This window comes from Mesorhizobium sp. M4B.F.Ca.ET.017.02.2.1, assembly GCF_003998955.1.
GTDB classification, from domain to species: Bacteria; Pseudomonadota; Alphaproteobacteria; order Rhizobiales; family Rhizobiaceae; genus Mesorhizobium; species Mesorhizobium abyssinicae.
Genome location: NZ_RZOF01000265.1, coordinates 1 through 8,826 on the forward strand (window position 1 = coordinate 1; position 8,826 = coordinate 8,826).

Genomic DNA, 8,826 nt, shown 5'->3' on the forward strand with positions numbered 1-8,826 from the left:
CCAGTGCTCCGGCCAGATGCGGCAGCCCGTCCTTGACGTCGACATTGACGTCGCCGGAGACCGACGCCTCGTTGACGGCGCCGCTGAGCCCGCTCAGCACCAAGAGGCCGTTGCCGAAATCGGCGTCGGCGGCGAGCGAGGCCGAGGTGCCGGTTCCCATGCCCGGCAGGCCAACGCCGGTCGTCATCAGCCAGGGCTCGATGTCGGAGGCTTCGAGGCTGACCTTGCCCTTGGCCGACGCGCCTTGCTGCGTATCGGCGACCGTTCCCTCGAAGCTCGCCCTGAAGTCGTCGGCGGTCAGGTTGAAGCTCGTCGCCAGGCCACCGTCGAGCGTGCCCTTGGCGGAGACATCGGTGGTCGCCTGGCCGAGCATGCCAAGCGGCAATGCCGGCAGGCCGTAGAGCGCCAACAGCGCGGTGGCGTCGGCATTCCTGGCGTTGAAGGTCAGCATCACCGGCGCCTGGGCAAGGCTGTCGGCCTTGCCCTTGCCGGAAAGCGATGCCGAAAAGGCCGAGCCGCCGGCCTTGCCTTGCGCGCTCACCGCCAGTCCCGTCGTGCCGTCGCCATTGTCGGCCGCACTCGTCACCACATCGATGCGGGCATCCTGGAGCAGTTCCGGATAGGCGACCGCGCGGGCCGCCAGTCCTTTCAGCAGCTCATTGTCGGGATAGTGCTGCGCCGCCACGTCGACCAGCGGCTTGAGGTCGACGGCGACCACCGAGGCGTCGAGCTTGCCGGTCGGGCTCTCCGGGAAATCCTTGATCCGCCCGGTGGCGCTGATCGAGGCGCCGGCCAGCCCGCTGAGCGACAGCCGGTCGATCTCGAGCAATCCCTTGCGCAGCCGCAGCGCCGTGTCGACGGTGTCGGCCGTCAGCCCGCCGGCGCTCACCGGCCCGGCCTTGATCTGGAAGTCGAGGTCGCGATCGGAAAACCGGTTGGCGCCCTTGTCGCTGACGAAGATCGAGGCGAATGCCGCCAGACCGTCGACGTCGAGCTCGCCACCCTCCAGCCGCATAAGCACCGAGGGCCTGGCGTCGTCCGGCTGGCTGGAATCGATGCGGCCCGAAAACCGGGCCTTGCCGAGGATCAGTTCGAGATCGCTGAAGGCCTGGCGCTTCTCGCTGAGATCGACCCTGGCCTTGAAGCCGGCGGCCGGCAATCGGCGGACCGCCTCGTCGACGTCCTTGGACAGCCAGGCGGCAAAACCCGAAGGCTGCGCCACGGCAAGCAGCAGCGAGCCGGTGAAGCCGAAATGATCCTCGACGCTGAGCATGCCGTTGGCTTCGAGCGTGGCGCGGCCGGGCAAGGTCGCGGCAATCGACTTCACCGACCAGCCGCCTTCGGCCGGTTCGGCCGAGAGATGCACGTCCCGCACCGTCGTGTCGCCGGCGACCACGGCCGGCAGTCTCACCTCGACCGTGCCGGGGATGGTCGGCTTCGGCATATGCAGAAGCGCCTGCTCCAGCGCATTGACGCGCTGGTCGAGCGTTACGCCGTCGACGGCAGCGGCGCCGACGGCTTCGTCGAACTGCACCTGCGCGCCGTTGGCCTCAATCGAGAAGTGCGGCTTCAGCCCGAGCTCGACCGAGGCTTTGCCGTCGGCGGTGTAGGGATTGTCGAGCGGTCCGGTTTCGAAGCGGAACTCGTCGAAGGCGAGCTTCTGGTGATCGAGCGAGAACTTGCCGTTGAGGCGGAAGCCCGGGTCCGGCTTGCCGGCCGAGACCTTCACCGTCTCGCCATCGGTGCCGCGCAACTCGGCCGAATTCCTGTCGTTGCCGGAGATCTTGAACTGGCCGGAATAGGCGACGGCGCCCTTGACGAGGCCGGCATTGCCGTCGGTCTCGATGACCAGCGGATAGGCGTCCGGATCGGCCTTCAGCCGCAGCCGCATCTGGCCATTGCCTTCGGCCCTGCCGGTCGAGGCGGTGACATCGGTGCGCAGGCCGTCGAGCTTGAGCGTTCCATCCATCCGCCATGGCCCGGCGAGCGACTTTGCCGAGACGGTCGAATTGATCTCGGAAATCAGGTGGCTGCGCCCGCCGGCGGCATGGCGCAAAGCGACCTCGCCTTCCGTCACCGTCAGCTTCTCGATCGCGATCTGGTTGAGGTCGAAGGGCGCGGTCGGCCGCATCGCCCAGTCGACCGTGCCGTCGGCGGCGATGTCGATCGTCGCCTTCGGACGCACCAGCCGCATGTCGAAGATCAGCACCTCGCCGCGCAGGAAGGGGGCCAGTTCCGCATCCATCGAGAAGGTCTCGACGGTCATTGCCGGCTGGCCTTCGGGACCGCCGGCAACCGAAACATTGGAGAAGGTCACTGAAGGAAACGGCAGCAGCCTGGCCGTCGCATCGCCCTCGACGGTAACCTTGCGGCCGAGGATGGCGCTCGCCTCGCGCTCGAAATCGGCGCGGTAGCCCGCCCAGTCGATAAAATACGGCACCACCAGCGCCGCGCACAGCACCAGCACGAACAGGCCACCGAAGATCACGAACAGGCGTGCGAGCATCAGCACCAGCGATCGTTGAAAGTCAGCTGCACTGTACCCGCATCAGCGTGTCGATAAAGAGGCAATTCGGCTGCGTCCTCGGCAAGCAGGGACAGGGGCGCAGGCTGTGGGGACAGTCCGCCGCGTCAATGCCGTGCCGCTTCCATCAGGGCGGACAAGACCGCACCCTTGCAAAGGCTGATCAGGAATTTCTGCGCAACGAACTCGATGGTCGAGTCGTGGAACGTCAGGATGAAATGCCGATAGTCCGAAAACAGCTCAGGCATGTGGGATGGATGAACCCGATTGGCCTTTTCCAGGGAGGCGATCCAGGACGAGTTGAAGACTTCGAACGCAGAATATGGTTGCAGGCCGAGACCGTAGAGCCGATGCCCGCTGATGGCTTCATCGTTCGGCGGACCGAATTGAAGCGCCAGGTATGGTTCCACCGTCAGGATTGCGACGGATTGATCGCCGGTTGCGGGCGAAACCGAGCGCGGGTTCGTACCATCGAACGAAGGATCCGGAACGTTGGCGAGATAGGCAATCAGCAATCGCTCTTGATCCGCGAAGACATGCGGCAATGGCGCGCCGGCCGATGACGGCGGCACCTCGATCGCCAGCAGGGCCTCGGCCGCCGACATGACTAGTGACCAACACGGGGCAAGATCTTGCCAGGGTTCATGATGTTCAGCGGATCGAGCGCCTGTTTGATCGTGCGCATGATGTTGACGCCATGGCCAAGCTCGTGGCGCAGGAAGCCGATCTTGCCCTGGCCGATGCCGTGCTCGCCGGTGCAGGTTCCTTCCATGGCGATGGCGCGCATGTTGAGCCGCGCGACGAATTTTTCCGCCAGCGCGATTTCCTGCGGGTTGTCGACATCCATCAACACCAGCACGTGGAAGTTGCCGTCGCCGGCATGGCCGACGATCGGCGCGATCAGCCCCATCTCGGCAATGTCGGCCTCGGTCTCGGTGACGCATTCGGCAAGCCGCGAGATCGGCACGCAGACATCGGTCGACAGCCCCTTGGCGCCGGGCCGCAAGGTCAGCGACGACCAATAGGCGTCGTGCCTGGCCTTCCACAGTTTCGTCCGCTCCTCGGCAACACTGGTCCACAGGAACGGTCCGCCGCCATTCTCCTCGGCGATCATGCCGAAGGTCTCGGCCTGCTCGGCGACACCGGCATCGCTGCCGTGGAATTCGACGAACAGGCACGGGCCTTCCGGGTAGTCGAGCTTGGAATAGTTCTTCATCGCCCGCATCTGCAGCGCATTGACCAGTTCGATGCGCGCCACCGGAATGCCCATCTGGATCGTGGCGATCACCGTCTTGCAGGCCGCCTCGAGGCTCGGAAACGGGCAGACGCCACCGGAAATCGCCTGCGGGATGCCATGCAGCCTCAAGGTCAGCGCGGTGATGACGCCGAGCGTGCCCTCCGAGCCGATCAGCAGCCGCGTCAGGTCGTAGCCGGCAGAGCTCTTCTTCGCCCGCTTGCCGGTGGTCACCGCCTCGCCATCGGCCATGACCGCCGTCAGCGACAAAACGTTCTCGCGCATCGTGCCATAGCGCACGGCATTGGTGCCGGAGGCCCGCGTCGCCGCCATGCCGCCGAGCGAGGCATTGGCGCCGGGGTCGATCGGGAAGAACAGGCCGGTGTCCCGCAGGTGCCGGTTGAGGTCCTCGCGCGTCACGCCTGGCTCGACGGTGCAGTCGAGATCCTCGGGATTGACCGCGAGAATCCGGTTCATGCGCGAGGTGTCAATCGAGATGCCGCCGCCCGGCGCGTTGGTGTGGCCTTCGAGGGAGGAGCCGACGCCGAACGCTATCACCGGTACCCGGTGCGCGGCACAGGCGCGCACGATCTCCTCCACCTCGGCCGTACTCTCCACGAAGGCGACGCCGTCCGGCGCCTGCGTCGGGATGTAAGTGGTGGTGTGCGCATGTTGGGAGCGGACGGCCTGGCCGGTCTGGAAGCGCTCGCCGAGCGTCTGCTTGAGGATGCCGAGAACCGCGGCAATGCCTTCCTCGTTGCGCTCGACGGGATTGAGGTCGCTCAAAGCCATGATTCACTCCGCGAATGGACCAGCCGCCGCCCTTGCTGTGCGGTTATGGATGCGTAGTCTCACGACCCACGCCCTGTCCAGCGATCAGGAAAGGAAAACAAGATGTCGATGCCCGCCCCCTTCATTTCCCGCGCCATGGATATCGAGAAGGACTGGATCGACTATAACGGCCATCTCAACATGGCCTATTACAACGTGCTGTTCGACCGGTGCTCGGACGGCGCCTTCGAGATGATGGGCATGGGGCCGAACTACGCCAAGGAGCGCCGCCTCACCATCTACACGGCGGAAGTCCATGTCTGCTACGTGCAGGAGCTGCATCTGGAGCACAAGGTCCAGGTCTCCTTCCAGCTCATCGACCATGACGAAAAGCGCCTGAGAGCCTATCAGGAGATCCGCCATGTCGACGGCTGGCTGGCCGCCACCTCCGAGACGCTTTCGCTGCATGTCGACATGTCCGGGCCGAAAGTGGCGCCCTTCCCCGCCGACGTTCTTGCCAGGGTCGAGGAGATGCGCGCTGCCCACGCCGCGCTGCCGATGCCGGAGCGCGCCGGCCGCTCGATCGGCATCAAACGCAAGAGCGCTTGAAGCGCCCCAGCGCGCACGTTAACCTTACCAAGGTTTTAACGTGAACAAGCCGATTGAGTCGTTGAACGACTCAGCGGAGCGTTTGAAAACCACCGTATCGGGTTGGCGATGCGGGGCGGCGGGCAGAGGCGGTTCGAGGAACGTGCATGAAAACCGACATCAAGGTCGAGGTGGAACGGCTGGCGGCCGATCCGCGCATCACCGACTATGATTTCTGGCGCTCGCTCAAGAACGTCAACAACGAGATCTTCCACATCGCCAACAACAACGAGCCGATCCCCTTCGACATGATCCGCTGGCGCGCCATCCTCAAGCAGGCGCGGCTGAAGCGCGGGCATTTCTGACCTACTGCCGATCCCTGGTTGCGGCCTCTGGAGCAATTCCAGGAAAAGTGCGTAGCGGTTTTCCGTCCGGAATTGCGTCAAAACAAATAGTTGGAGCGGGTCAGCGATTCTGAGAGGCGCCGAACCGCTCCAGCGGCGAGCGCGGCGCCACCGGCGACGACTGGATGATCGCCGTGTTGGTCATCGCGTAAGGGATGATCCTGTCGATCACCCGTTCGAGCTCTGCCACCGAGCCGACATGCGCCAGCGCGATGAAGCAGTCCTCGCCGGTCACCCGGTCGCACTGCGCGATTTCCGGCAGCTCGCGAATGATGTCGGCGACGACGGCAAGCTGACCCGGCACCGGCCTGATGCGCAGCCATGCCGACAGTTTCATGCCGAGCGCGACCGGATTGATCCTGACCGTGTAGGCCTCGATCACGCCGTTCGCCTGCAGCTTTCTGATCCGCTCCGCCACGCTCGGCGCCGACAGGCCGACGGCGCGCGCCAGCTCGGCCGTGCTGGTGCGCGCGTCCTTTTCCAGCAGGCGCAGGAGCTTCAGGTCGGCGGCATCGAGGTCCGCGTTTTCGTTTCGAAGGCGTTTCAAAGTAGTCTGCCTTGCTTTCATGAGTAACTTGGCTGGAAGAGCCAACGGACAGCCATATAAATCGCGCGATCCGCCTGCGATAATGATCGCATGAGAGATCAAGCGCAAGCCTCGGCGGCAAGCCCCGCCCTCTACAAGCCAAACAGCGCCAGCCAGGGCCTTGCCGGCCCTGCCTTTTCCACCTTGGCGACGGAGCTGCCGCCACATCTGTGGTTCGGCGTCAGCGCCGTGTTCCACTATCTTGGGCCGGCCTTCGCGGTGCTGCTATTCGCCCAGGTCGGCGTGCTCGGCATGGCCTGGCTGCGCATCGCCACCGCCGCCCTCGTCTTCGCGCCGCTGACCCGGCCATGGAGAGCCTTCGCCCGCGCCGACCGATCGACGCGGCTGTTGCTCGTCGCCTTCGGCGCCTGTCTGGCGGTGATGAACTGTTCCTTCTATCTCGCGCTCGACCGCCTGCCGATCTCGCTGGTCGCGGCGATCGAGTTCGTCGGCACCATCGCCGTCGCGCTCGTTGGCCTGCGCAGTCCGCGCAATCTCGCGGCGCTGGCCATTGCCGTCACCGGCACCTTGCTGTTGATCGATGTCAAATGGTCGAGCGACCCGGTCGGCCTGTTCTGGGCCTTCCTCAACGGCGCGCTGTTCGTCGGCTACATCGTCCTCGGCCACCGCGTCGCGGCGTCCGGCGCGGGCGCCGGCATTGCCGGCTTGGGCGCGGCAATGACGATCGCCTTCCTCGTCGTGCTGCCCGTCGGCTTCACCCAGGCGATGCCGGCCTTCTCGGCGCCGTCGCTGCTTGTCGCCGCCATCGGCGTCGGCATCTGCTCCTCGGTCATCCCCTATATCTGCGACCAGCTCGCCATGGCGCGGCTGCCGCGCGCCAGCTTCGCGCTGATGCTGTCTCTGCTGCCGCTGAGCGCGACACTGATCGGTATCATCGTGCTGAGGCAGGTTCCGAGCCTCGGCGATTGCCTGGGCATCGCGCTGGTGGTGGCCGGCGTCGCCTTGCACAAGCCGGCCCCGGAACGAGTGCCATAAGGCTAGGCAAGCTTCTCCTTCAGGAAAGCGACCGTCCGGCCCCAGGCGAGGTCGGCCGCCTTCTTGTCGTAGCGAGCCGCCGAGGTGTCGTTGTTGAAGGCATGGTTGCCGCCCTCATAGACATAGACCGCGTACTCGACATGCGCCGCGTCGAGCGCCTTCTTGAAGGCATCGATGCCGGCATTGGTGCGCGCATCCAGGCCGGCATAGTGGAGCAGCAGCGCGGCCTTGATCTTCGGCACGTCGTCGGCCTTCGGCTGCATGCCGTAATAGGCGACCCCTGCGCTCAGATCCGGCGAATTGACGGCAAGCGTGTTGACTGCGCCGCCGCCCCAGCAGAAACCGACGGCGCCGACCTTGCCGTTGCCGTCCTTGTAGCCCTTGAGGAACGCGACCGTCGCCACGGCGTTGGCGGCGACCTGCGCGGGATCGAGCGTCGCGAACAGTTCGCGCACCTTGTCCTCATCCTCAGGCGTGCCGCCGAGCGGCGACATGAAGTCCGGCGCCAGCGCTACGAATCCTTCCAGCGCCACCCGCCGCGCAACATCCCTAATGTGCGGGTTGAGCCCCCTGTTCTCGTGGATGACGATGACGGCGCCGAGCTTGCCGGACCGGTCGGCCGGCTCGACCAGGTAGCCCTTCATCTCGCCATGCCGGGATAGGTGATGTCCTCACCCTTCACGCGCGGATCGTCCTCGGCGACGATCGCCGCCCTGGCGGGATTCGCCGCCAGCAACGGCACGATGGCGGCGGCTGCCGCGCCAGATCCGGCAAGCCTCGTCAGCTGTTCCATGAAACGGCGCCGGTCGAGCGTCAGATGCGTGTATTCATCATAGGCATCGATCATCGCCTGGGTGATGACGGGCTCGGCGGCGGATGTGGTCATGGCTCATTCCTCGACTGTTCCCCCACCGCGCAAGATAGGGTTGGCAGCCGCTTGGTCCATTCACGGCTGGGTGATGCGGAGAGCCTGGCACGGTCGGGCGGCGGCGACGCAACGTGCTTGCGGCAAACATCGGCTCCGGTATGAGAAATTGGCCATAAGCTCTTGAATAGAAACATAAAAATTAGGATAAACGCAATCCAAAGGCGGGCGGCCCGTCCGGGGCCCCATCACATTTTGGTCATTTCGGCAAATCTTGATGGCATTGCCACAATATAAGGGGAAGCTGAGATCGGCTTCGCCTGCCACGGCGATGCCTGAAGAGAAGGAACAACGCTCATGACCTTGTCCGCTCCGATCGTCGCAAGCGCGCTCGTGCTGGCCAGCGCGGCCCTCCTGGCGCTGCGATCCGCTGCCCTCAGCCGGGCGGCGGTCAAGGTCAGAAGCGAGCAACGCCGGCCCGGCCGCGCGAAATCCGGCAACTAAGCGCCAACACCGAGGGGAAGACCATGGACGTTCAGGACATCGTGAACACCGTTTCCGCCAAGGCCGGCCTCGACCAGGCGGTGACGGAAAAGGTCGTCGGCACCATTTTTTCGGTGCTCGAGCACGAGGCGGACGGCACCAGCGCCTCGAGCTTCTTTGCCAAGATCCCCGGCGCGGATGCGCTAGCCCGGAAATATGATGTCATGGCCGCAGGTGCATCCGGCGGCTCGGGCGGCGGCCTGCTGTCGTCGCTGCAGGGGGCGCTTGGCGGCGTGCTCGGCGAGAAGACCGGCGCGCTGATCAACGGCATCGCCGCGCTCAAGGCCTCCGGCCTCGACATGGCCCAGATTCAAA

9 protein-coding genes and 1 pseudogene are annotated in these 8,826 nt (G+C 65.3%); 5 read left to right on the forward strand and 5 right to left on the reverse strand.

The window, feature by feature from the left end; genetic code table 11:
* The 3 genes from EN738_RS25240 to EN738_RS25250 all read right to left on the reverse strand — a co-directional run.
* Positions 1-2,506 (reverse strand): AsmA family protein (locus tag EN738_RS25240; protein ID WP_127286086.1); only part of this gene is annotated, 2,506 nt, incomplete at its 3' end.
* Positions 2,507-2,631: 125 nt separating this feature from the next.
* Positions 2,632-3,129, reverse strand: a complete 498-nt coding sequence (locus tag EN738_RS25245) for a hypothetical protein (RefSeq protein WP_127286080.1) — start codon at positions 3,127-3,129, stop codon at positions 2,632-2,634.
* A 2-nt stretch (positions 3,130-3,131) separates the two neighbouring features.
* Positions 3,132-4,550 carry an FAD-linked oxidase C-terminal domain-containing protein gene (locus tag EN738_RS25250; protein ID WP_127286081.1) on the reverse strand — a complete coding sequence of 473 codons (1,419 nt, stop codon included), beginning with the start codon at positions 4,548-4,550 and terminating at the stop codon, positions 3,132-3,134.
* A gap of 102 nt (positions 4,551-4,652) precedes the next feature.
* Here EN738_RS25250 and EN738_RS25255 point away from each other — a divergent pair, with 102 nt between their 5' ends.
* Both EN738_RS25255 and EN738_RS25260 read left to right on the forward strand, forming a co-directional pair.
* On the forward strand, positions 4,653-5,138 hold the full coding sequence (locus EN738_RS25255) for a thioesterase family protein (RefSeq protein ID WP_127286082.1): 486 nt from the start codon (positions 4,653-4,655) through the stop codon (positions 5,136-5,138).
* A 146-nt stretch (positions 5,139-5,284) separates the two neighbouring features.
* Positions 5,285-5,482, forward strand: coding sequence for a hypothetical protein (locus tag EN738_RS25260; protein ID WP_126053941.1), 198 nt, complete (start codon positions 5,285-5,287; stop codon positions 5,480-5,482).
* Positions 5,483-5,582: 100 nt separating this feature from the next.
* Here EN738_RS25260 and EN738_RS25265 read toward each other — a convergent pair whose 3' ends face one another.
* Positions 5,583-6,068 (reverse strand): Lrp/AsnC family transcriptional regulator, encoded by a 486-nt coding sequence (locus EN738_RS25265; RefSeq protein ID WP_127286083.1) that lies wholly within the window; start codon positions 6,066-6,068, stop codon positions 5,583-5,585.
* Positions 6,069-6,158: 90 nt separating this feature from the next.
* Here EN738_RS25265 and EN738_RS25270 point away from each other — a divergent pair, with 90 nt between their 5' ends.
* Complete coding sequence (locus EN738_RS25270) at positions 6,159-7,103, forward strand: DMT family transporter (RefSeq protein ID WP_127286084.1); 945 nt, start codon at positions 6,159-6,161, stop codon at positions 7,101-7,103.
* Positions 7,104-7,105: 2 nt separating this feature from the next.
* Here the strand turns inward: EN738_RS25270 and EN738_RS25275 are convergent.
* Positions 7,106-7,989, reverse strand: a pseudogene (locus EN738_RS25275) (dienelactone hydrolase family protein).
* Between the two features lie 336 nt (positions 7,990-8,325).
* Between EN738_RS25275 and EN738_RS35675 the strand changes: the two are divergent.
* Together EN738_RS35675 and EN738_RS25280 are read left to right on the forward strand one after the other, a co-directional pair.
* On the forward strand, positions 8,326-8,472 hold the full coding sequence (locus tag EN738_RS35675) for a hypothetical protein (RefSeq protein WP_189605959.1): 147 nt from the start codon (positions 8,326-8,328) through the stop codon (positions 8,470-8,472).
* Positions 8,473-8,495: 23 nt separating this feature from the next.
* Positions 8,496-8,826, forward strand: a 331-nt coding sequence (locus EN738_RS25280) for a hypothetical protein (protein ID WP_127286085.1), incomplete at its 3' end; no start/stop codon positions are given.

Coding starts and splice junctions, on each gene's coding strand:
- EN738_RS25245 (WP_127286080.1), bottom strand. CDS start 3,129: ATGTCGGCGGCCGAGGCCCTGCTGGCGATCGAGGTGCCGCCGTCATCG.
- EN738_RS25250 (WP_127286081.1), bottom strand. CDS start 4,550: ATGGCTTTGAGCGACCTCAATCCCGTCGAGCGCAACGAGGAAGGCATT.
- EN738_RS25255 (WP_127286082.1), top strand. CDS start 4,653: ATGTCGATGCCCGCCCCCTTCATTTCCCGCGCCATGGATATCGAGAAG.
- EN738_RS25260 (WP_126053941.1), top strand. CDS start 5,285: ATGAAAACCGACATCAAGGTCGAGGTGGAACGGCTGGCGGCCGATCCG.
- EN738_RS25270 (WP_127286084.1), top strand. CDS start 6,159: ATGAGAGATCAAGCGCAAGCCTCGGCGGCAAGCCCCGCCCTCTACAAG.
- EN738_RS35675 (WP_189605959.1), top strand. CDS start 8,326: ATGACCTTGTCCGCTCCGATCGTCGCAAGCGCGCTCGTGCTGGCCAGC.